4 protein-coding genes (1 of these 4 only partly in view) are annotated in these 24,504 nt (G+C 72.6%); all 4 read right to left on the reverse strand.

Features of this window, described 5'->3' with window-relative positions; translation table 11 throughout:
- Tightly spaced (each overlapping or abutting the next), the 4 genes in view from ccrA to B1H29_RS00475 form a layout consistent with a single transcriptional unit that may run on beyond the window.
- Nucleotides 1–1,260 (reverse strand): crotonyl-CoA carboxylase/reductase, encoded by a 1,260-nt coding sequence (gene ccrA, locus B1H29_RS00460; protein ID WP_199832470.1) that lies wholly within the window; start codon nt 1,258–1,260, stop codon nt 1–3.
- Entirely contained in the window at nt 1,257–2,033 is a 777-nt protein-coding gene (locus tag B1H29_RS00465; RefSeq protein ID WP_079159914.1) for a thioesterase II family protein, read from the reverse strand. Before B1H29_RS00465 ends, ccrA begins: the two co-directional genes overlap by 4 nt.
- Nucleotides 2,030–19,993, reverse strand: coding sequence for a non-ribosomal peptide synthetase (locus tag B1H29_RS00470; protein ID WP_079159915.1), 17,964 nt, complete (start codon nt 19,991–19,993; stop codon nt 2,030–2,032). Before B1H29_RS00470 ends, B1H29_RS00465 begins: the two co-directional genes overlap by 4 nt.
- A protein-coding gene (locus B1H29_RS00475; RefSeq protein ID WP_055422256.1) for a non-ribosomal peptide synthetase crosses the window boundary here: on the reverse strand, nt 19,993–24,504 show its end. It continues 9,471 nt past the right edge of the window; 4,512 of the gene's 13,983 nt are visible here — the last part of the coding sequence; the start codon falls outside the window, past its right edge; it ends in the stop codon at nt 19,993–19,995. Before B1H29_RS00475 ends, B1H29_RS00470 begins: the two co-directional genes overlap by 1 nt.

Genomic DNA, 24,504 nt, shown 5'->3' on the forward strand with positions numbered 1-24,504 from the left:
TCACTTCGCGCCCCCGCCCGGCAGACCGGTCGTCCCGGGCTCGGCGGCGTTGACCAGCACGGCCATGTTGCCCGGCGGATGGGCGTTGTCGTACATGAGCTGGTGCAGTTCGGCGATGTCCGTGAAGGGCGCGGTCCGGCTCAGACAGGGGTCGAGCCGGCCGGCCGCGACCAGTTCGGTGACCGCACGGAACTCCTGCGTGTTGGCGCAGTGCGAACCCTGCAGCCGTTTCTGGAACATCCACAGATAGCGCAGGTCCACATCGCCGTTGTAGCCGCTGGTTCCCGCGCAGGTGACCACCATCCCGCCGTTGTCGCAGAGGTACAGCGAGGTGGGGAGCGTGTCCTGGCCCGGGTGTTCCAGCACGATGCGGGGCGAGCGGCGCTCGCCGAGCGCGTCCCAGAAGCTGCGGCCGAAAGCGCGTACACCGTCGAGCCAGTCGTTGTATGCGGTGGTGTCGGTGCAGTCCGGCAGTCTGCCCCAGTGGTCGAACTCGCTGCGGTTGATCACGCCCCGGGCCCCCAGCCTCCGGCAGTGCTCGGCCTTCTCCTGGCTGGACACCACCGCGATCGGCACACCGCCGAACTGGTGGACGATCTGGATCGCCATCGATCCGAGGCTGCCGGAACCGCCCCACACCAGCACCGGGTCGCCGGGCTGCACGGTGTGCGGCGCCCAGCCGCGCAGCTGGCGGTAGGCGGTGCCGCCGCCGGCGAGGAAGCAGCCGGCCTCCTCCCAGGTGAGCCGTTCCGGCTTGGGGTGCAGTTGGTACTCGTCGACGACGGTGAACTGGGCGAAGGTGCCGAAGTTGAGTTCATAGCCCCAGGCGGCCTGGGACTTCGAGGTGGTCGGATCGGCGCCGAGCCGTATGTCGTCGGCCTGTTCGTCCCATTTCAGCCCGCCGAAGACGACGTGCTCGCCCACCTGGAACCGGGTGGCGCCCTCGCCGGTTGCCCAGACCACGCCCGACCCCTCCGAACCGGCGATGTGGAAGTCGTGGGGGTCGCCCTTGCGCTGTCGTGCGGCGATCACGTCCACCGGTGTGCCGAGGCCGGCCCAGATGCCGTTGTAGTTGATGCCGGCCGCCATCACCAGGACCAGGACCTGGCCGGGGCCGAGCGGGGGCACGTCCACGACTTCGACCTTGATCGCGTTCTGCGGCATCCCGTATCGCTCCTGACGGATCAGGGCGGCGTACATCTGGCGCGGCACCTCCCCCGGCGGGGGGAGCTCGCCTAGCTCGTAGAGGTCTCGTGTCATGGTGATCCATCTCCGGTAGTGACGAGGTGGCGCAGGGCGCGGCCGGCGGCCTCCGGGTGTTCCAGCAGGTAGAAGTGGCCTCCGGGGAAGCCCCTCAGGCGGGGTGGTCGGGGCAGGTCGGCGATCCACCGCCGGGCCTCGTGGACGGAGGCCTCCTCGTCGTCGGCTCCGTACCAGACGTGGTAGGCCGCGCCGGTGTCCGGCGCATGGTCGGCCGGGACGGACGTGGTCGCGCGGTAGGTGTCGACCAACTGCAGGTCCTGGCCGAGGGCGGTCACGGCCAGGTTCAGCATGTGCGGATCGACGAAGACCTCGGGCGGGCAGCCGCCGTAGCGGTCGAGATCCCGGATCAGCTCGGCCCGCGACCGGTTGGTGAACGGCGCCTGGGGGTGCGAGGCGATCCGGCTCGTCGTGACGGGCGAGCGGGACCCGGACAGGACGACGTCGCGCAGCAGGCTGCGGCGTTCCGCCGACAGCCCCATGACGAGCGCGTGGGCGAGCAGCGCCCCCAAGCTGTGGCCGAAGACGGTCGTCGGCCGGTCCACCAGCGCCTCGAAGTCCGGTCTGAGCCGGTTCACCGCCTCGGTGAAGGAGTTCGCCGGTGCCTCTCGGTCATTGGCCTCCAGCAGTGCGACGGCACAGCCGTCCGACAGGGGCCTGGCCAGCGGCAGCAACGACGCGGCCGACCCGCCCGCGTAGTGCAGGAACAGCACCCGGTGCGGTGCGTCGGCGGGCCCGAGCATCACATGCGCGGACAGTGCTCGGCTCGTCATGCGCTCGCTCCGGTGTCGTCGACGAACTCGCGCAGGACGCTGCCGATGTCGCGCAGCGGTGCCACGTCGAGCATCTGGTGGTGTTCGCAGTCGATCGGACGGGTGGTGATCGTGCCGGTGACATACGGGCGCCAGCGCTCCTCGGTCAGGGGGCCCTCGGCGCGGCCGCGGGCCGCGGGCAGGAAGACCATGTCGCCGTCGAAGGTGCCCGGTGTGTGGGTGGCCGAGAGTTCGGTGAAGTGCCGTGCGATCTCCACCAGGCGCGACGAGCGCTCGCCCAGCAGGGCGACCATGGGGTTGTCGTGCTCGCGCAGCAGCGCTTCGGCGCTCTGCGCTGTCAGCCCGTCAGGCAGCCGCTCGGGCGGGCCGTCGACCGATTCGAGCAGCGAGCGCAGGATCGTCGCACGGTCGGGGACACGGGTCACCACGCCGCCTGCCGGTGCGGTGTCGAGCAGGGCGAGGAACGTGACCTTGCCGCCCGTGTCACGCAGCATCCTCGCGACCTCGTGGGCGACCAGTCCGCCGAAGGACCAGCCGAGCAGCCGGTACGGGCCCGGCGACAGCTCTGCGATCCGCGCCGCGTAGTCCGCGGCGATCTCGGACACGGTGCCCGGCAGCGGTCCCCCGTCGACGTATCCGCGGGCCTGCAGGGCGTAGATCGGTACGCCGCGCGGGAGTTCCCGGATCAGTCCCGAGTACCGCCAGCCCAGCCCGCTCGCAGGGGGGAAACAGAACACCGGGGCCTCGGTGCCGTCGGCGCGCAGCGGCAGCACGGTGTCGAACGCCGTGTCACGCGCGATCGCGCCACCCGTGATGTGGCGCGCGGCGAGGCCGGCGACCGTGGGGCTTCGGAAGAGGTCCCTGATGGTGGTTTGCCCGCCCAGTCGGTGTCGGATCCGGCCGATCAGCCGCATCGCGAGCAGGGAGTCGCCGCCCAGGTCGAAGAAGTCGTCGTCGGTGCCGACCTCGGCCACGTCGAGCACCTCGCGGTACAGCGCGCAGAGGGCTTCCTCGACCTGGTTGGCCGGGGCGACGACACAACGGCGTCCGGAGGTCGCTGCGCCGAGGGCTGCCCGGTCGACCTTTCCGTTGGGCGTCACCGGCAGGGAGTCCCGGATCCAGACGACCGCCGGCACCTGGTAGGCGGGCAGCAGGCCCTCGGCGTACCGAATCAGCTCGGCCTCCTCGGGCAGTTGTCCCGCTGCCGGGACGACGTGCGCCGTCAGACGTGCGCGCGCCGGTTCGCCGGACGCCACCACGACGCAGTGCGCGACCCCCGGGTGGGTGGTCAACGCCGTCTCGGTCTCGCCCGGTTCGACCCGGAACCCCCGGATCTTGAGCTGCGCGTCCACCCGGCCGACGTAGTCGAGCCGGCCGTCCGGGCCGAGCCGTGCGAGATCGCCGGTGCGGTACATCCGCCGACCCGAACCGTTCGTCTCGGCGACGTACCGCGCCGCGGTGAGCCGGGGCTGTGCGATGTAGCCACGGCCGACCCCGTCGCCCGCGATGTAGACCTCGCCGACGGAGCCGTCGGGAACCGGGCGCAGCGAGTCGTCGAGCAGACGGACGCGGGTGCCGGGCAGCGGCTGCCCGATCGGGACGGTCCCGCCGACGGCGTCGGCGGCGGGTATCCGGTGGGCCGTGGCGAACACGGTGGTCTCGGTCGGGCCGTATCCGTTCATCAGGGTCAGTCCGGGGTGCCGGCGCAGGAGGTCCTTCGCGGTCGCGGGCGGCACGACGTCCCCGCCGGTCCACACCTCGCGCATGTCCGCGAAGCACGAGGGCTCGTCCTCGACGAGGATCCGGAACAGACCGGCGGTGAGCCAGGCCCGGGTGACCCGTTCTGCCCGGATGACGCGGGCGAGCTCGGCGGTGTCCGGGTCGCCGCCGGGCGCGAGCACCGCGCAGCCGCCGTTGAGCAGGGTGCACCAGATCTCCAGGGTGGAGGCGTCGAAGGCGAGCGGGCTGTGCACGAGGACCCGTCGCGGCGTGCGGAACGCGTCCTGTCCCGTGAGCCAGGCGATCTCGCGCCGGGACACCGCCACGCCCTTGGGGCGCCCGCTCGATCCGGAGGTGTACATGACGTAGGCCAGGGCCCGTGCCGGTACCGGCCGCAGCTCGACGTCGGCGCGGTCGCCGTCGCCGGGCGGTTCGGCCGGATCCGGGACGATGACCGGGATCGCGAGGTCCGCGGGAACATCGCCGTCGGCCAGCAGCACGGTGGCCGACGACTCGGTGATGATGTCGTGCATGCGCCGGGTGGGGAATCGCCGGTCGAGCGGCACGTATCCGGCGCCCGCCTTCAGCACCCCGAGCAGGGCGGCGATCATCGCAGGCGTGCGGTCGAGGAGCAGGGCGACCGTGCTCTCCGGCCCGGCCCCGGCCGCGGCGAGAGTGCGGGCCAGCCGATCGGACCAGGCGTCGAGTTCCGCGTAGGTCACGGTGTGGTCCTGGCCGACGACGGCCGGGTGGTCCGGTGTCTCGGCCACTCGATCGGCGAAGACCGCGATGGGGTCGCGGTCCGGCGTCGGACCGGCCGGACCGATGGCTGACGCCGTGCCGACCGGCCGGCCGGCGACCCGCTCGACGGGCTGGCCGGGGTCGGCCGCCAGCGACTCCAGTACGTCGCACAGCCAGGTCATGACCTGCTCGGCCCGGTCCGGTGGGATCAGGTCCGCTCGGTGGATCAGCCGCAGCCCGAGCCCGTCGGGAGCGGCGGCGGCCACCAGGCCCAGCGGATAGTGCATCCCGTCCCTGGCCTGCTCCAGGCGTACGGCCTCCTCGCCCGCTCCGGTCCGGACGGCGCCCCCGTCGACCGGATAGTTCTCGAAGGCCACCAGGGTGTCGAACAGTTCACCGACACCGGCCAGGCGGTGCGCGGCGGCGAGCGTGAGGTGATGCGCCTCGCCCAGGGCCGCTTGTTCGGTCTGGAGACGCCGCAGCAGCTTTGCGGCACTCTCCCCCGGCCGCGGTCGCAGCCGGACGGGAACCGTGTTGATGAGGCAGCCGATCATCGACTCGATGCCGGGTACGGCCGGGGGCCTGCCGGACACCACGCTGCCGAAGACCACGTCCCACCGTCCGGTGAGCCGTCCGAGTACCAGCCCCCACGCGGTGTGCACCATGGTGCTGGTGGTGACCCCGAGGGTCCGGCCGGTGTCCCGAAGACGTGCGGCAACCCGCTCGGGCAACCGTCGGTGCAGCTCCCGCCGAGGTCCCGTGGTGCGGCCCGCGCCCGGGACGACGAGGCAGCCGTCCACCCCCGACAGTGCTGCCTGCCAGATGCGTTCGGCGGCCTGAACGTCCTGCTGTGCCAGCCATGACGCGTACGCCCGGTAGGGAGTCGGCGCCGGCAGTCCGTCGCCGTCGCGACCCTCGTCGGCGCCGGGACGGCAGGCGGCGAAGATCTCGCGCAGCAGCAACGGCAGCGACCAGCCGTCCAGCAGCATGTGATGGTTGGTCACGACGAGCCGGTGCCCGGCGGATCGCTCGGACGCCGCGTGACCGTCGTCGGGCATCTGCACCAGCAGGAAGCGGGCCAGGGGCGGGTCGGACGGGTCGAATCCCTCGCGTCGTTCCGCCGCGGCGAGCGCGGCCAGTTCAGCCTGGTCTGCCGCGGTGCGCACCCGCCACGGCGCTCTGACCTTCTCTGGAATCACCTGCACCCAGGGGCCGTCCGGCGGCTGGACGAACGCCGCGCGCAGGGCGTCGTGCCGGTCGAGGACCGTCTGCACCGCACGCTCCAACGTGTTCGGACTCGGACTGCCGGGCACGGCGAGGATGGTCTGCACCACATAGGGATCGTCCCCATCGGGCTCGTCCCCGTAGGGGTCGCCGGAGTCCGAGCGTCCTCGCAGCAGTGCGTGGAAGAGCATGCCCTCCTGCAGCGGTGCGAGCGGCAGCACGTCGGCCGGTGCCGGCCAGGTCTGCTCGATCCAGTCCACCTGTTTCTGGTCCAGGTCGACGAGCGGAAAGTCGGAGGGCGTGCGGCCGCCGGCCGTACGGCGCGCGTGGTCGACGATGCCGGCCAACGCCTCGAACCACAGGTCGGCCAGCTCCGCCATGTCTCGTTCGGCCAGCAGATCGCTCGGCCATGTCCAGTTGGCGACCAGCCGCGGTCCCTGCGGGGTGTCTCTGACGAGGGTGTCGAGCGCCACCGCGTGTGCCAGCGCCCGGGTGGCGGTCTCCCGGGGCAGGGCGGCCGCGACGTCGGTTTCGGGTGAACCACTCAGCCGGCCGAGGTAGTTCACACAGATCTGCGGTGCGCCCGCCCGTGCCAGTGCGGACATCGTCTGCGGGTTGAGGTAGCGCAGCAGTCCGAATCCGATGCCGCTGTCAGGGACCGACCGCAACTGCTCCTTGACGCGCTTCACGGCCGCGCCGATGCCGTCGTCCCCGCGGCGGACCTCGGCCCAGTCCAGTGCCCCGGGGTCGAGCGCCACCGGGTGCAGCGTGGTGAACCAGCCGACGGTCCGGGTGAGATCCATGCCATCGTGCTCGACCCGGCCATGTCCCTCGACATCAACCAGGACCGCGCTCGTGGCCGGGATGTCCCGCCGCGTCCGCCACTCGTCCACGGCCAGGGCCAGCGCGGTGAGCAGGGCGTCGGTGACCCTGCCGTGGAACGCCGCGGGAACTTCGGTGAGCAGTGCGGCCGTCGTCCCGTTCGGCGCCGTCCGCCGGAGGGACCGGGCGGTGGCGACCGTGTCCGTTTCGGGATCGAGGGCGCGCTCGCCCAGCAGGGGGTCGGGGGTGCGCAGCACCGTCGCCCAGTAGCGGGTTTCGGCCAGCCGGGTGCGGTTTCCGCAGGAGGCGACCAGCTCTTGCGCCCAGCGCTTGAACGACGTGCCGACGGGCGCCAGTTCGATGGGCCGGCCCGCCGTCAGGTCGGCGAAGGCCGCCGCCAGATCGGCGGCCAGGATGCGCCAGGACACCGCGTCGATCACCAGGTGATGTGCGGTGAGGGCCAGCCGGCTGGTGGCGCCGGGGCCACTCGACAGCCACGCCGCTTCGAGCATGACGCCGTTGTCCGGGTCCAGGCGGGCCCGGGCCTCCGCCACTGACCGGGCCGTCAGCCGGCTCAGATCCTCGCCGGACAAAGTGGACGCGTCCACGCAGACCAGCAGGTCGTGGGCGGTGACGGCCCCCGGCTCGGGTATGTCCAGCGCCCACAGTTCCGTGTCGTGGTCGCGGGACAGCCGCATCCGCAGCGCGTCGTGGTGGTCCACAACGGACTGGAGCGCGAGGCTCACCTGCTCCTGACCGAGGCCCGGCGGAACGGGAACGACGACGGACTGCTGGAAGTCCGCCACGTCGTCGCCGAGTTCGCGAAGCCAGTGCATGATCGGCGTCAGCGGGACGGACCCCACCCCCCGCTCGGACACCACCGCCGATGTACGGCGACCGGACCGAGCTACGGCGGCGAGTTCCGCGATCACCGGGTGAGCGAATACGTCGCGTGTGGTCAGCGAGAGGCCTTCCCTGCCCGCCCGGCTGACCAGTTGGATGGCCAGGATGCTGTCGCCGCCGAGTTCGAAGAAGTGGCCGTCGACCGGGGGGGCCGGCTGCCCCAGCAGGTCTGCGATCAGGCGGCACAGAATGCGCTCGTCCTCGGTGCCTGAAGCGGCGTCCGACACTCGACCGGCACCCTTGTCCGTATGGGTGAGGGGAGCAGGCAGTCTTGTCCGGTCCACCTTGCCGTGGGCGGTGAACGGCAGGCTGTCCACCGGGACCAGCGCGGTCGGCACGAGGTGGTCGGGGACCCGCTCGGCAAGCCACCCGCGCAGCTCGGGGAGGTTGACGCCGCCGGGTTCGGCGACTACGTAACCAGCCAGCCGTTCCCCGGTCGGCGTGGTGAAAGCAGCCGCCGCGGCGGCGCGCACGCAGGGGTGGCCGAGAAGGTTCTGCTCGACCTCGCCCAGTTCCACGCGATGACCGCGAATCTTCACCTGCCCGTCTGCCCGACCGATGAACTCGAGGTTGCCGTCCCGGCGCCGCCGCACCAGGTCTCCCGTGCGGTACATGCGCGCACCCCGGGCGCCGTACGGATCAGCGACGAACCGGCCGGCGGTCGCGGCCGGTTCCCCTCGATAGCCCCGGGCCAGTCCGGGACCTGACAGGTAGAGTTCCCCGACCATTCCGGGCAGCACCGGGCGCAGAGCGTGGTCGAGCACGTACGCCCTGGTGTTGGCAAGCGGCCGGCCGAGGGGCGGGGTACCACCATCGGTCAACGCCCCCGTGATGGTCGACGCCACCGTGCATTCAGTCGGGCCGTAGACATTCAGGACTCGGCAGGTCGAAGCCCATCGGTTGACGAGCGAACCGGGCACCGTCTCGCTGCCCAGTGCGAGCACGAAGCCGTCCGGCAGGGCACCGGGCTGGATGGCTGCGGCAACGGTCGGGGTCAGCGTCGTGTGCGTGACGCCGTGACGCGCCATCAGTTCAGCCAGGTTCGCCGCAGCAGTGACCCGGTCGCTATCGGGCAGCACCACGGCTGCACCTGATGACAGCGTGAACAGAAGGTCCCCGGTCGCCACGTCGAAGCCGGGTGAGGCGAACTCCAGAACACGGCTGTCTGGTGTGACTTGGTAGGCATCCGCGAGGCTGCGGGCCAGGCCCGGAAGTCCGCGGTGGGTCACCAGGACGCCCCGGGGTGTGCCGGTCGACCCGGAGGTGTGGATCAGGTAGGCCGGGTGGTCAGGCGTCCAGGGGACCAGCCGATCGGCGTCGGTCGGGTCGTGCGTGGGCAGGTTCGGCAGGTGTTGCGCCGGGTCCAGGACGGGTGCGGTCGTCGGTCCTACGTCGCCCTTGGCGAGAACCAGTGTGGGAGCGGCGCGGTCGAACAGCAGGCGCACTCGCTCGGGCGGGTAGTCGGGGTCCACTGGCAGATACGCTGCGCCGGATTTCAGCACCGCCAGCAGAGCGACGACCAGATCGATGGATTGTGGCAGGTGGAGCGCGACGATCTGTTCGGCACCGATCCCCCGCGCGATGAGCCGGTGAGCCAGCCGGTTGGCCCTCTCGTTCAGCTCCTGATAGCTGATCCGGTCCTCGCCGCACACGACGGCGTCGCGGTCGCGGTGGTGTCGGACCTGCCGTTCGAAGGCCGCCAGCGCGTGCTCGACGGGGACGGTGCGGTCCGTGTCGTTCCATGGGAACTGGTCGGTGGCCGGCTCCAGGCGTGCCGCACCGATCCGTAGTGTGGGATCGGCCGCGACCTGATCCAGGAAGAGAACCAGGCGTTCGGCGAGCTCCTCTCCTGTCCGTCGGTCGAACAGCTCCGTGGCGATCTCCAAGGCCCCGGTGAGGCCCAGGAGTTCCCCGTCGGGTCCGCGGCGCTCGGCGACGTTGACCGCGAGGTCGTACTTGGCCGCGGCGTAGCCGGTGGGGTGGGATCGCACGCCGACCCCGTCGAGGTCCAGCGCGGCCTCACGGTGCTGGTCGAACGCCAGCATCACCTGCACCAAGGGGTTTCGGGCCAACGACCGTTCGACGCCGAGGACGTCGACGAGCCGTTCGAAGGGCACGTCCTGGTGGGAGTACGCGGCGAGGTCGGTGCGCCGGACCCGGTCCAGCAGGGTGACGAAGTCCGGATCGCCACTGGTGTCGGTGCGCAGTACCAGAGTGTTGGCGAAGAAGCCGATCAGCGGTTCCAGCACACTGTCGCCGCGGCCGGCCACCGGTGTGCCGATCGGCACATCGGTGCCGGCGCCGTGCCGGGTGAGCACGGCGGCCAGGGCCGCGTGCAGCACCATGAACAGCGTCACGCCGTGGCGTTCGGCGAGTTCGGCGAGCGACCGGTGGGTCTCGGGCGAGACGGCGTACTCGACCACCGCGCCCTCGTGCCCGGCGACCGCGGGGCGCGGGCGGTCGGCGGGCAGCGCAAGCTCGTCGGGCATCCCGTCCAGCGCGCCGGTCCAGTAACGGATCTGCTGGGCCAGCACACTGTCGGGATCGTCCTCGTCGCCGAGCGTGGCGCGCTGCCACAGCGTGTGGTCCGCGTACTGCACGGCCAGCGGTTCCCAGTCAGGTGCGGTGCCTCGCCTGCGGGCGGCGTAGGCGGTCGACAGGTCCGCGCCGAGCGGGCCCAGCGACGCGCCGTCGGCGGCGATGTGGTGCACCACGAGCGACAGCACGTGGTCCTCGGGCGCGAGCCGGAACAGCGTCGCCCGCAGCGGTGCTTCGGTGGCGAGGTCGAACGGGTGGGACGACGCCGCAGCCAGCTCGGCGGGAAGCTCCTCGGTCCGCACGTCGCGCACCGGCATGCCGGGTGGGACGTCCTCGACGGACCGGACCCGCTGGTGGGGGACGCCCGCCTCGCTGCCGAACGTGGTGCGCAGCACCTCGTGCCGGTCCACCACATCCCGCAGCGCGTCCCGCAGCGCCGCGTCGTCCAGCGGGCCGGTCAGCCGCAGCGCGAACGGGATGTTGTACGTGGCCGACGGCCCCTCCACCTGGTGGAGCACCCACAGCCGTAGCTGCGCGAAGGACAGCGGGATCCGTGCGGGCCGGGACATGGCCACCACCGCGGGACGGCCGGCGCCGTGTTCGTCGAGTACGGCGTCGAGCCCGTGCACCGTCGGCACCTCGAACAGCCGGCGGATGGGGAGTTCCACCCCGAGCGTCTCGCGGACCCGGCTGACCAGGCGCGTGGCCAGCAAGGAGTGTCCGCCGAGCGCGAAGAAGTCGTCGTGCACGCCCACCGCGGGCTTGCCGAGCACATCGGCGAAGAGCCCGCACAGGATCTCCTGCCGCGGCGTGGCCGGCGGCGTCCGCTCACCGACCCACGGCGTCGGGTCCGCACCGGCGGCGGTGACCTCGTCGGTGCCGGTGAGGACGGTGTACGAGGCCGGCACCAGGTGCTCGGGCAGCCACTGCAGGGCGAAGGCGCGCAACCGGTCGGCGTCGCAGGCGACGTCCTGCGAGGTCACCACGTGGACGGCGACCGAACGCTCCGACGGCTGTGCGGCGTCGCGCAGTACGGCGGCGACCTCCCGTACGCCGTCGAACTGGGCGAGCACCTCCTCGATCCGGGCCAGGTCAATCTCCCGGTCCGCCGGCACCGGCCGCAGCCGGTGGTCGAGTGCGTCTCCCCCGGACAGGTCCACAGCGCCGATCGGCAGTGCCGGGTCGGCCGCGACGGCCGTCAACAGCCGCCGCAACCGGTCGGTGATCCGCTCCACGGTGTCCCGGTCGAACAGGTCCGACCGGTACTCCACCATGCCGGCCACGCCGCCGGGGCGGCCTGCCACCGGTTCCCGTTCGGCGAGGTTGAAGCCCAGGTCGAAGTTGACCGCGCCGACGTCCAGTGGCTCGCCGGTGATGCGCACGCCGGGCAGCGTGACGTCCGTCCGCGGCGCGTTCTGCAGCACCAGCATCACCTGGAACAGCGGATGACGGGCGAGGGACCGCTGCGGGTTGAGTGCCTCGACGAGGTACTCGAACGGCAGCTCCTGGTTGTCGTACGCCGCCAGGTCGACCTGCCGGGCCCGGTCCAGCAGTTCGCCGAACGACGGGTCGCCGGAGGTGTCGAGGCGCAGCACCAACGTGTTGACGAAGAAGCCCACGAGGTTCTCGACCGCCGCCTCGGTCCGGCCGGCGATGGCGCCGCCGAGCACGACGTCCGTGCCCGCGCCGAGCCGGGTGAGGACGGCGGCCAGGGCGCTCTGCACCACCATGAACAGGCTGGCCCGGTGCTTCCGCGCGACGTCGAGCAGCTTGGCGTGCAGTGCGGCGTCGAGTTCGAAGGCGAGCCGCTCGCCCGCCGGTGCGGCGGCCGCGGACCGCGGCCGGTCGACCGGCAGGGGCATCTCAGGGGGTGCCGCAGCGAGCGTCCGCCGCCAGTACACGAGCTGCCGGGAGACGGCGCTGTCGGGGTCCGCGGTGCTGCCGAGCACCTCGCGTTGCCACAGGGCGTAGTCGGCGTAGCTCACGGCGAGTTCCGGCCAGGCCGGCTCCTCGTCGTGCAGGCGGGCCCGGTAGGCGGCGGTGAGGTCGCGGGCGAGCGGGCCGATGGACCAGCCGTCGCCGGCGATGTGGTGCAGGACCAGCAACAGCACGTGTTCCCGCGGAGCCACCGCGAAGAGCGTGGCGCGCAACGGGGGGTCCAGCGTGACGTCGAAGGGCGTCCGCGCCGCCGCGGCCAGGGCCTGTGGCAGAGCGGCGGGGTCGACGTCCACCACGGGGCATGCCGGACGCGCCTGCTCGGCCGGCGATACGAGCTGGAAGGGTTCGCCGTCCTGCTCGGGGAAGACCGTGCGGAGCGTCTCGTGCCGGTCCACCAGGTCGCCGAGCGCGGCCCGCAGCGCGGCTCGGTCGAGGCTGCCGTGCAACCGCAGCACCAGCGGAAGGTTGTAGCTGGGCGAGGACGTCTCGAAGCGGTTGAGGAACCACAGGCGCAACTGGGCGAACGACAGCGGCACCCGCTCCGGCCGGGGCCGCCGCATCAGCGCCGGCCGGGCCGGCTGCTCGGCTTCCAGCCGTTCGCTGAGCGCCGCGACGGTGGGGCCCTCGAAGATCCGGCGGATGGGGATCTCGGTCCCGGTGACCGTCCTGATCCTGCTGACCAGCCTGGTCGCCAGCAGCGAGTGGCCGCCGAGGGCGAAGAAGTCGTCGTCGATGGTCACCTTCGGCACTCCGAGCACTTCGGCGAACAGCTCGCAGAGCACGTTCTCGCGCGACGTGCGAGGCGGCCGGCCGGCCGACAGGGCGCCGAAGTCGGGCTTCGGCAGCGCCCGCCGGTCCAGCTTGCCGTTGACGGTGAGCGGCAGTTGATCGAGTGCCACGAAGGCAGCGGGAATCATGTAGTCCGGCAGCCACCGGCGCAGTCGGGTGCGCAGTTCGTCGTTGAACGCGCGCAGCCTGCGGGTGCGGGCCGGGCTGTTGGCGTGGACCAGCGGGTCGGCCCCGGCCCGAGGTCCTTCGTACGCCGGCACCACGGCGGCGGAAGCGTCGCGCGGCAGGAAGACCGCGTCGAAGCACTCGTCGCGGCCGTACGCGGACCAGGTGGTCACCACCTGGAAGCCGCAGCGCGCGCCGAGGTCGTGGAGATCCTCCGGATCGACCCCGGCGGCTTCGGCGTGCAGTTCGGAAAGGACCCGCGCGACGCCGCCGCCCCGGTTGAGTTCGCTCATCGCGTCGAACTCGGCCAGCAGCCTGCCGTTGGGCACCTCGGTCACCCGCAGGCCGGTCGGCGCGTCGCGCAGCGCGTCGGCCAGCGTGTCGATGGCGGCGTCGGTGGGCGCGTCGGCCGGGGCCAGGTCCGCCCAGGGCAGTCGGGGCAACCGGTCGACGGGCTGCGCGGCGGTGGGCGCTTTGGTGATCACCACTTCGTAGCGGTAGCGCGACAGCTCGTTGTCGAACCTGCCCCGCTTGAGCCTGACGTCCACCCCGCCGATACCCGGCAGCGAGCGGCCCAGGGCGACGAAGAAGTCGGGCGCCAGGAGCAGTTCCTCCTCGGTGGCGACCTTCTGCTCCACCACCGCGCGGACCGACGAGGTGTCGGATTCCTCCGTGAGTCGGTGGGCGGCGACGGCGCTCTGCAGGCAGCGCAGCAGGCGCAGATTCCGGATGTCGCCCAGGACGATCGCGCCGCCTGGCACCAGCAGCTCCAGGCATGCGCGCAGGACGTCCACGAGATAGCCGGCGTGGGGGAAGTACTGGACCACGGAGTTGAGGACGATGGTGTCGAAGAAGTCGCGGGGCAGCCCGTCCGTGTCGTCGGCGGCCTGTACGCGCAGCCGCACTCCCGGCAGGTCCTCGCCGCGCGCCCGGAGCTGCTCCTGCAGCGCGGCGATGACCGACGGGGAGAAGTCGGTTCCCCAGTACGCCTCGCAGTGCGGGGCGAGCCGGGACAGCAACAGCCCATTGCCGACGCCGATCTCCAGCACCCGGCGGGGGTCGAGGCGCAGTACCTGGTCGACGGCGGCCGACCGCCACCGCTCCATGTCCTCCAGCGGGATGTGCCGGCCGTCGTAACTGCTCTGCCAGACGGTGAAGTCGTCCCAGAAGCCGCCGTCCGCGACCTGCTCGGTGTAGAGCGAGTCGTACAGCTCGCGCCAGAACCGGACCTGCTCGTCCTCCTCCTGCTCGTCCCGGCCGGCTGCCCACTCGGCGCCGGGAACGACATAGCCGACGAGTCGGCGTTCGCCGTCGCTCGCCCGGCCGAGCAGGACCGTGGCCTCGGCGATGTGCTCCTGCCGCGACAACGCGGCCTCGATCTCGCCCAGTTCGATGCGGAAGCCGCGCACCTTGACCTGGTCGTCGGCCCGGCCGACGAAGGCGAGTCCGCCGCCCCGCCGCCAGCGCACGAGGTCGCCGGTGCGGTACATCCGGCCGCCCGGTTCGTCGAACGGATCGGCGACGAACCGCTCAGCGGTCAGCGGCCTGCGGTTGAGGTAACCCCGGCCGAGCCCCGTGCCGGCGATGTACAGCTCGCCGGTGACCCCGCACGGCACCGGGCGGAGGCTGGCGTCCAGCACGTACATCCGGACGTTCTGGGTCTGGCTGCCCACCGGGGGCGGGCCGTCGGTGGCCGTTGGGGACGGGTCGACCTCCGCCAGGGTGCTCCACACGGTGGTCTCGGTGGGCCCGTAGAGGTTGACCACCTGGCTGCCCACCGCGCCCATCTGTTCGGCGACGCTGCTGGTCAGCGCCTCACCGCCGACGAGCAGCCGCAGACCGCGCAGGCCTTCGGGGGCGTTGGCCAGCATCGTGCGGTACAGCGAGGGGGTGGCCTGGAGGACCGTGGCCCCGCTCGCCGCGGCGAGTCCCGACAGCGCGACCGGGTTGCGGATGGTCTCCGGCTCGGCGATGAGCACGCTTGCGCCGTGCAGCAGCGGCAGGTAGACGTCGACGGCGACGATGTCGAACGCGATCGTCGCCGTCGCCAGGACGCGGTCGTGCGGACCGACCGGGAACCGCTCGGCGAATCCGGTCAGGTTGTTGATGATGCTCCGGTACGAGATCAGCACGCCCTTGGGGCGGCCGGTGGAGCCGGAGGTGTAAATGATGTAGGCGGCGTTGTCCGGCCGGATCGGCGATACGCGGTCGGTGTCGACGGGATCGGTGCTCGCACGCGCGGACAGCCCGTCCTCTGCCGCGGGATCGCCGAGAACGATCGTCGGGGTGTCGGTCTCCGGCAGGGTGGGCGCGATCTCCGTACGGGTGATGAGCGCGACGGGGCGGGCGTCCGAGATCAGGAACGCCAGACGCTCCGCCGGATGGGCGGGGTCCATGGGGAGGTACACCGCGCCGGCCTTCTGCACGGCCAGCATCGCCACGACCATGTCCACCGAGCGCGGGACGGCCAGCGCCACGACGTGCTCCGGGCCGATGCCCCGGGCGATCAGCTCCCGGGCCAGCCGGTTGCTGCGCTCGTTGAGCTGTGCGTACGTCGCCTGCTCGGTGCCGCAGCGCACCGCCAGGGCGTCGGGGGCGGCGGCGACCTGCTGCTGGAACCGCTCGTGCAGGTAGTGGTCGGGCAGGGGCCGGGCGGTGTCGTTCCTGGCCGTCAGCAGGTCGCGTCGCTCGTCGGGGCCGAGGTAGTCGACGTGCTCGATGGGTGTCGCGGGATCGCGCAGCACGGCGCGCAGGAAGGCTTCGTACCAGGCGACGAGCCGCTCCACGGTCTCCCGGTCGAACAGGTCGGTGGCGTACTCGACCGTGCCGTACACCCCGTCGGGGCTCCCCGTCGCGGTGCGCCGCTCGGCCATGCTGACGAACAGGTCGAACTTGGCGTTGCGGGCGTGCACGGGGTACGGGGTAGCGGTCAACCCGGCCAGGTCGGCTGTCACGGCCGCCACGTTCTGGAGCGCGAACATCACCTGGAACAGCGCGTTGCCGGACAGCGAGCGTGCGGGGTTGAGTGTCTCGACCAGGTGCTCGAACGCCAGGTCCTGGTGGGCGTAGGCGTCGAGGTCGGTGGTGCGGACCCGGGCCAGCAGTTCCCGGAAGCCGGGGTTGTCCGACGTGTCCGTCCGCAGTACCAGCGTGTTGACGAAGAAGCCGACCAGCGGGTCGAGGATGTCGTCGGTGCGGCCTGCGACAGGCGTGCCGAGCGGGATGTCGGTGCCGGCCCCGAGCCGGGTCAGCAGAGCGGCGAAGGCGGCCTGCAGCACCATGAACAGGGTGGCCCCGTCGGTCCGCGCCAGGGTGGTGAGACCGGCGTGCAGGTCCGCGTCGAACGTGAAGTCGACGGTGTCGCCGCGATAGCTGGCCATCGGGGGGCGCGGCCGGTCGGTCGGCAATTCCAGCTCCGCTGCGACGCCGTCGAGCGCGGCGGTCCAGTACCGCGTCTGCTGCGCGAGGAGGCTGGTGCCGTCCTGTTGATCGCCGAGCAGCCGGGACTGCCAGAGGGTGTAGTCGGCGTACTGCACGGGCAGCGGCGTCCAGCCGGGCTCCGCGCCACGGCGCCGCGCGTCGTAGGCCGCACCGAGATCGTCGAGCAAGGGCTTGAGCGACCAGCCGTCACCGGCTATGTGGTGCAGCAGCAGGACCAGCACGTGCTCCTCGCCGCCCGCGGTGCCGGCTGCCTGGGTGAACAGCCAGGTGCGCAGTGGGGGTTCGGTCTCCAGGTCGAAGCCGTGCGCCACGGCCGCGCGGACCGCGCCGTCCAGTTCCGCGGGGTCCACCACGGCGATGTCCAGCCGGGGCGCGCCGGCCTCGGGCTCGAGCACGAGCTGGTGCGGCACGCCGTCGGTGGCCGGGAAGACGGTGCGCAGGCTCTCGTGCCGCCGCACCACGTCGGCGAGGGCGGCGTGCAGCGCGGCGGGGTCCAGATGTCCGGCCAGCCGCAGCACGACGGGGATGTTGTAGGTCGGGCTGCGGTCTTCGAGCCGGTTGAGGAACCACAGCCGGCGCTGGGCGAAGGAGAGCGGTATGCGATCGGGCCGCGGCAGCGGTCGAATCCGCGGTCTGGCTGCTCCGGTGTTGTTCAGCGCGGCCGTCAGACCGGCCACGGTCGAGGTCTCGAACAACTGCCGCAGGGCGACCTCGACACCGAGGGTGGACCGGATGCGATTGGCGAGGCGGGTGGCGAGCAGCGAGTGTCCGCCGAGGGCGAAGAAGTCGTCGTCCACACCGGCCTCGGGGAGCCCCAGCACCTCGGCGAAGAGTCCGCAGAGGATGGCCTCGCGCGGGTCACGGGCCTGCCGGCCGCCCGCGGTGCGGTGCGGTGCGGGAAGCGCGGCGCGGTCGACCTTGCCGCTCGGGCTCAGCGGCAGCTCGGCCAACGTGGTGAAGGTGGACGGCACCATGTAGTCCGGCAGCACGGCGGCGGCCGAGGCACGGACCTCGGCCCCGTCGACCGGAGCCTCGACGAGCAGGTAGGCGGCCAGCTCCTGGCCGCGTGCCACCACCACGGCCCGGCGGACGTCGGGATGCCGCGACAGCACCGTCTCGACTTCGCCGAGTTCGATCCGAAAGCCCCGGATCTTGACCTGGTCGTCGGTGCGGCCGAGGAATTCCAGTACGCCGTCGCCGTCCTGCCGGGCGAGGTCGCCGGTGCGGTACAGCCGCTCCCCCGGCGTCCACGGATCGGCGACGAACCGCTCCGCGGTCAGTGCGGCCCGGTCCAGATAGCCCCGGGCGAGCTGCGCGCCGCCCAGGTACAGCTCGCCCGGCACGCCGGGGGGCACCGGACGCAGCCAGGCGTCGAGGACGTACGCCTGGGTGTTCCAGCCGGGCCGGCCGATCGGTACGGCCTCGTCCCGTACATGCCAGCCCGTCACGTCCACGGCGGCCTCGGTCGGGCCGTAGTAGTTGAGCAGGTCGGCGTCGAGTGTCCGCCGGAACTCCTGCGCCAGCTCGGCGGGGAGCGCCTCGCCGCTGCACACCACGCGCCGCAGCGAGGTGCACGCGTGCGCCTCCGGCTCCTCGAGGAACGCCTGGAGCATCGAGGGGACGAAGTGGGCCGTGGTGATGTCCTGGCGCTGGATCAGCTCCGCGAGGTAGCGCGGATCCCGGTGGCCGTCCGGCCGCGCGAGCACCAGCGTGGCTCCGGTGACGAGCGGCAGGAAGAACTCCCACACCGACACGTCGAAGCTCGACGGCGTCTTCTGCAGCACCCGGTCGCCGGGGCCCAGCCGGAGGTCGTCCTGCATGCACCGCAGCCGGTTGACGATCGCGGCGTGGCTGACCATCACGCCCTTGGGCCTGCCGGTGGACCCCGAGGTGTAGATGACGTACGCCGGATGGAGGGGTGAGCCCTCGCACGGCATGAGCGTGCCGGTGTCGGCCTGCGGCACGTGGACCGACGCGGGGTCGTCCAGCACGGCCACCGGCCGGGCTTCGGCCAGCATCGCCGCGATCCGGTCCGGCGGATAGCCGGGATCGACCGGCAGATAGGCGGCCCCGGTACGGTGCACCGCACACAGGGCCACCACGAGTTCCAGCGAGCGGGGCAGCGCCACCGCCACGGTGCGCTCCGGCCCGGCTCCCTTCGCGACGAGGTGTGCGGCGAGCCGATTCGTCCGGTCGTCGAGCTGGGCGTAGGTCAGCGTGGCGTCCTCGTGGACGACCGCCACGGCGTCCGGGCTCTGGGCGGCCTGATCCTGGACCATGCGTGCCAGGTCGGTGGGGGGCAGCGGCACGTCGGCGCCTCGGCCGCGGGCCAGCGCGTCGGCCCGCTCGGCCGCGGAGAGCACATCGGTCCCGGCGACGGGCCGGCCGGGCCGGTGGGCCAGCTCGGTCAGGGCGGCGACCAGCCGGCCCACGACGCGCTGCGCCTCCTGGGCGCCGACGGTGTCGGTGCGGTACTGGAGCCGCAACTGCAACCGGTCGCCGCGCAACGCCGCCACCAGACCCAGCGGGTAGTGCATGGTGTCCTCGGCGTGTTCCACCGAGATCCGCAGCCCGTCCAGGGCTGCCTGGACGCCGCCCCGGTCCACCGGATAGTTCTCGAACACCACAGCGGTGTCGAACAGTTCGGTCACGCCCGCGAGGGACTGCAGCTCGGCCAGGCCCAGGTACTGGTGATCGGCGAGCGCGGACTGTTCACGCTGGATGCGGGCGGCGAGGTCGCCGAGCGATTCGGCCGGGTCGAGCCGGACGCGCACCGGCACGGTGTTGATCAGCAGGCCCACCATCGACTCGATCCCGGGCAGCACCGGGGGCCGGCCGGAGGTCACTCCGCCGAACACCACGTCGTGCTGCCCGGTCAGCCGGGCCAGCAGCAGGGCCCAGCAGGTCTGCACCGCTGTATTGACCGTGACGCGCAGCGACTTCGCGGTGTCCTGCAGGGTCGCGGTGAAGCGCTCCGGCAGCGTGACCTCGACATGCTCGTGACGGGCCGGCTCCGCGGCACGCTGCGGTCCGGGGCCGGTCGTGGGGACCAGCGTCCCCTCTGTCAGGCCTGTGAGGGCCTCGCGCCACACGCGCCGGGCCTCCTCGCGGTCCCGCTGGGACAGCCACGCAAGGTAGTCCCGGTAGGGCGGGGCCGGTGGGAGCTGCGAGCCGTCTCCGTCGGCGGCGTAGAGGGCGAACAGCTCGCGCAGCAGCAGCGGACCGGACCAGCCGTCGAGCAGGATGTGATGGTTGGTCACCACGAAACGGTGGGTGTCCGGTGCGAGACGCACCAGGATGAAACGGATCAGCGGTGGCTCGGTCAGGTCGAAGCCGGCGTCCCGGTCCGCCCGCAGCAGCCGGTCCAGTTCGGCGTCCCGGTCGGGCTCCGGCAGCCTTGACAGGTCGTGCTCCAGCCAGTCGACGGTGACGTGGCGCGGCACGACCTGGACGGGTGTGCCCTCGCGTCGGCTGACGAAGCCGGCCCGAAGATTCGGGTGGCGGGTCAGCACCTGCTCCGCGGCGCGGCGTAGCCGGTCGGGACGCACGGCCCCGTCGAGTCCGAGGACCAACTGCACGACGTAGGGGTCGGCCTGCCCGCCGTCCAGCAGTGAGTGGAACAGCAGCCCCTCTTGCAGCGGTGACAGCGGTAGGACGTCGGCCAGCCCGGAACGAGCCATCAGATACTCCAATCCTCTTCGAGCAGGTCCAGTTCGTCCTGGCTGAGCGAGACCAGGGGAAGGTCGGACGGGGTGCGGGCGGCGTTCCCGTCGATGCGGGCGCCGGCGCACAGCGCGGCCAGCGCCTGCTCCCACAGCTCGGCCAAGGCCGTCACCTCGGCCTCGGTGAGCAGCCCGCGTGCCCACCCCCACGTGACCGTGAACTCTGCCGCGCTGCCGCGGTCGCGGCAGACGACCGTCAGTTCCAGGGGGTGCGGCAGCGGCATGCGCGGATCGGCGGCGGGCACGGCCACAGGGTCGGGAACCGGCTGCCAGTCCGACTCGCCGGAGACGGTGAACCGGCCCAGGTAGTTGAAGCCGATCTCGGCCGTGGGCCACGCTGTCGGTTCGCCGTCACCGTCCGGCTGCGCGCAGTAGCGCAGCAGGCCGTACCCTGCGCCGCCGTCCGGGCACTCGCGGAGCTGTTGCTTCACCCGGCGCGCGGCGCGCGCCACGCTCGCGCCGCCGGTCCGGAAGTCCTGGGCGGGCACGTTGCCGGGTTCCAGCCGTACGGGGTGCATGCGCGTGAACCAGCCGACCGTACGGGACAGATCGGTATCGCCTCGTTCACCCACCAGGTCCCGGCCGTGGCTCTCGACGTCCACCAGCACGCCGTCGCCGGGGCCGTGCCGGGCGCTGCGCCAGCGTCCGGCCGCGAGCGCCAGCGCGGTCAGCAGGACGTCGTCCGCACGCAGCCCCAGCTCCACGCAGACCTCCCCCAGGATCCGGTCGGTCACCTGCTCGGGCACTGTGCGGCGCAACTGTCCGAGGTCGGCGAAGGTGTGCCGTCGCGGAGACCGCCCGGCATCGCCGAGGACCGCGGTGCTCTCGGTGCGGCGCCACCAAGGCGTCTGCCGGCGGAGCGCCGGGTCGGCCGCGGCGTCCGCCAGGCCCCGGGCCCAGCCGCGGAACGACGCCGGCACCGGTGCGAGCCGCGGTGCGTGCCCGGCTTCCAGGGCCCGGTAGGCCGAGGCCAGGTCGGGCAGCAGGATGCGCCAGGACACTCCGTCCACGACGAGGTGGTGGATCACCAGGAGCAGCCGTCCGGGGCGGTGCGCGCCCGCGTCGAGCCAGACCGCACGGAGCATCACACCTGCCCACGGGTCGAGTCGATGCGCGGCCTCGGCGCCGGCTTCGGCGCCGGCGGCGGCCGTTCCCCTCCCGTCCAGCCCTGCCACGTCCACCCGGTGCACCAGCCCGGCGGCCGGGCAGGTACCGGGCTCGGGCACCTCGAGGGACCAGTCCGGCCGGAGCCGGGCCCGCAGCATGTCGTGCGTGTCGAGCAGGGCCTGGAGGGCGTCGACCAGCCTCGCACGGTCGAGTCCGGCGGGCACCCGCAGGGTCACGGATTGATTGAACGCTGCGACGGGACCGCCGAGTTCACGTAGCCAGTGCATGATCGGGGTGGCCGGGAGGGTGCCGACTCCCGGCTCGGCCTGATGCTCGCCGTCCTCCGTGGCCCGTCTGGCGACCAGGGCCAGTTCGGCCACCGTCTGATGGGTGAAGACGTCCCGCACGCTGAGCAGCAGCCCGGCGGCCCGCACCTGGCTCACCAGTTGGATGAACAGGATGCTGTCCCCGCCGAGGTCGAAGAAGTTGTCGTCGACGCCGACTTCTTGAAGGCCGAGCAGCTCGGCGACCACCCGGCACAGCAGTTCCTCACGCTCGTCGTGCGGCGGACGCGAGCCACCGACGCCGGTGACCGGGGCGGGCGCGGGAAGCGCGCCGTGGTCGACCTTGCCGTTGCGGGTCAGGGGGAGATCCGCCAACTCCACGAACGCGGCGGGCACCATGTACGGCGGCAGCAGCTCGGCCAGTCGCGACCGAACCACGTCGAGGGACAGCGCCGGTCCCTCGGATTCCGGGACCAGGTAGCCGACGAGCACGGACTTTCCGGGTCTGGTCTCGCGTTGCGCCACCGCGGATCGCGCGACACCGGGGCAGCTCGCCAGCGCGGCCTCGATCTCGCCGGCCTCGACCCGGTGGCCGCGGACCTTCATCTGCTGGTCGGCGCGGCCGAGGAACTCCAGTGCGCCGTCCGGACGGTGTCTGACCAGGTCGCCCGTGCGGTACATCCGCTCGCCGGCCGGGCCGAAGGGGGACGCCACGAACTGCGCCGCCGACAGACCGGGGCTCCCCAGGTATCCGCGGGCGAGCCCGGTTCCGGCGACGTACAGCTCGCCGACCACGCCCACGGGGACCGGCCGCAGCCGTCCATCGAGCACGTAGCACCGGGTGTTGTCGAGCGGCCGGCCGATGGGGACGCGGCCGTCCGGCCCGGTTCCTGTCACGGCGTGCTGCGTCACGGCGAACGTCGTCTCCGTCGGACCGTAGCTGTTGGTCACGGCGGTACCGGGCGCGGCGGCCAGCACCCGGGCGGTCGGCTCGGGCGACATGCTCTCGCCGCCGGTCCACACCTCCTTCAGCCCCCGGAAGCAGTCCGGGTCGGCGGCGGCCAGGGCTTGGTAGACGGCGGCGGACAGCGCCACTCCGGTGACGGCGTGCCGGGCGACCGCCTCGGCCAGCAGGTGCGGCTGGGGATGGCGCGTCCACGGGGCGACCACGGTGGTTCCCCCGGTGAGCAACGGCGCCCACAGCTCGAAAGTGGAGGGGTCGAACGCGATGGAGGTGTGCAACAGCGTCCGTGCTGCCGTCCCGGTGGACCACCACCGGTCGCGGGCCAGCCCGACCACCGACGCGTCACTGATCGCCACGCCCTTCGGCGTGCCCGTGGAGCCGGAGGTGTGCATGACGTAGGCGAGTTGCGCCGGGTGGCGCGGCCGGCGCCGTCGCGGGGCGCCGGCCGGCTGGTGGTCGTCGGCGAACACCACCGGCAGCCCCAGTGCGTCCAGGGCGGCGTGGTCACGCAGCCGGGACCGGGTCAGCACCACGAGTGCTTCGGTCTGCCCGGCCACCGCACGCATCCGGGCGGGCGAGTCGCCGGGGTCGACCGGAACGTACGCGCCGCCCGCCTTCAGCACGGCCAGTGCCGAAACCGGCAGGTCCAGACAGTGGCCCAGCAGCAGCAGCACGCGGGATTCGGTGGTCACGCCCAGCTCGGCGAGGCGGTCCGCGAGCCGCTCGGCGCGCTCGTCCAGCTCGCGGTAGGTCAGCGTGATGTCGCCGTCGACCACGGCCGGTGCTTCGGGGGCACCGGCGAGCCGCGCCGCGAAGGCGTCGGTGACGGCTTCGGCCGGGAGATCGTGCCGGGTGTCGTTCCACCGGCGAAGGACCAGCTCCCGGTCGTCCGGGCCGAGCAGCTCGACGTCGGCCACGGAGGTCTCGGGCTCGGCGACCACGGCGCGCAGCAGCCGCCGCACCATGGCGACGAGCCGCTCGGCCGTGCCGCGGTCGAAGAGGTCGGTCGCGTACTGCAGGGCGCCCCGGCAGCCCGCGGCGTGCGCTTCGGCCACGAACCCGAACGCGAGGTCCACCTTGGCGGCGGTGGCGTCGGGAAGCGTCCGGGTCACGGCGAGGTCGCCGAGATCCGGCCGGCTGTCCGGCGTGTGCTCCACCGTCACCATCACCTGGAACAGCGGGTGGCGGGCCAACGACCGCGCCGGGTTGAGCGCCTCGACGACGTGCTCGAACGGCACGTCCTGGTGACTGAACGCGGCCAGGTCGGCCGCCCGGGTCCGCCGCAACAGTTCGGCGAACGAAGGGGCTCCCGCCGTGGACACCCGCAGTACCACGGTGTTGACGAAGAAGCCGACCAGGTCCTCCAGGGCCTCGTCGTCCCGGCCGGCGACGGGCGTACCGATCGGCACGTCGTCCCCGGCGCCCAGCCGGGTCAACAGGGCCGTCACCGCGGCCTGCACGACCATGAAGGTGCTGACCCCGCACCGGCGGGCCAGTGCCGTGACCCCGTCCCACACCTCGGCGTCCAGCTCGAACGGCACCACTGCGGCGACCATGCTCGGTACCGCCGGACGCGGCCGGTCCACCGGGAGCGCCACCTCGTCGGGCAGGCCGGCCAGCGCGGACGTCCAGAACTCCACGCCCCGGTCGGCGGCACCGGTGTCGAGCAGTTCCCGCTGCCACAGCGCGTAGTCGGCGTAGCGCACCGGCAGCGGTCGCCAGTGCGGGGCCTGCCCCCGGCACCGCGCTCGGTAGGCCAGATCCAGGTCGCGCAGCAGCGGGCCGAACGACAGACCGTCCACAGCGACGTGATGCAGCACCAGCAGCAGGTGCCAGCTTTGGGGCATGCCCCGCAGCAGCCACACCCGCAGCGGGGGTTGGGCCGTCAGGTCGAAGACGTGCCGCTGGGCCTGTTCGATCGCCGCGGCCAGCTCGTCGGCCCCCGCCCCGGTCTCGTCGACCACCGTCGGTGGCAGCCGCGGGGACGGCGGCAGCACGTGCAGCCACGGTTCGCCGTTGTCGCCGGGCAGGACGGTGCGCAGCGGCTCATGGCGCTCGACCAGGTCGGCCAGCGCCGCCCTCAGCGCCGGGACCTGCACGTCTCCCTCCAGACA

It is taken from the genome of Streptomyces pactum (genome assembly GCF_002005225.1).
Classification (GTDB): domain Bacteria; phylum Actinomycetota; class Actinomycetes; order Streptomycetales; family Streptomycetaceae; genus Streptomyces; species Streptomyces pactum_A.

Excerpts from the sequence above, each read along its gene's own strand:
- B1H29_RS00465 (WP_079159914.1), bottom strand. The coding sequence starts at position 2,033 with ATGACGAGCCGAGCACTGTCCGCGCATGTGATGCTCGGGCCCGCCGAC.
- ccrA (WP_199832470.1), bottom strand. The coding sequence starts at position 1,260 with ATGACACGAGACCTCTACGAGCTAGGCGAGCTCCCCCCGCCGGGGGAG.
- B1H29_RS00470 (WP_079159915.1), bottom strand. The coding sequence starts at position 19,993 with ATGGCTCGTTCCGGGCTGGCCGACGTCCTACCGCTGTCACCGCTGCAA.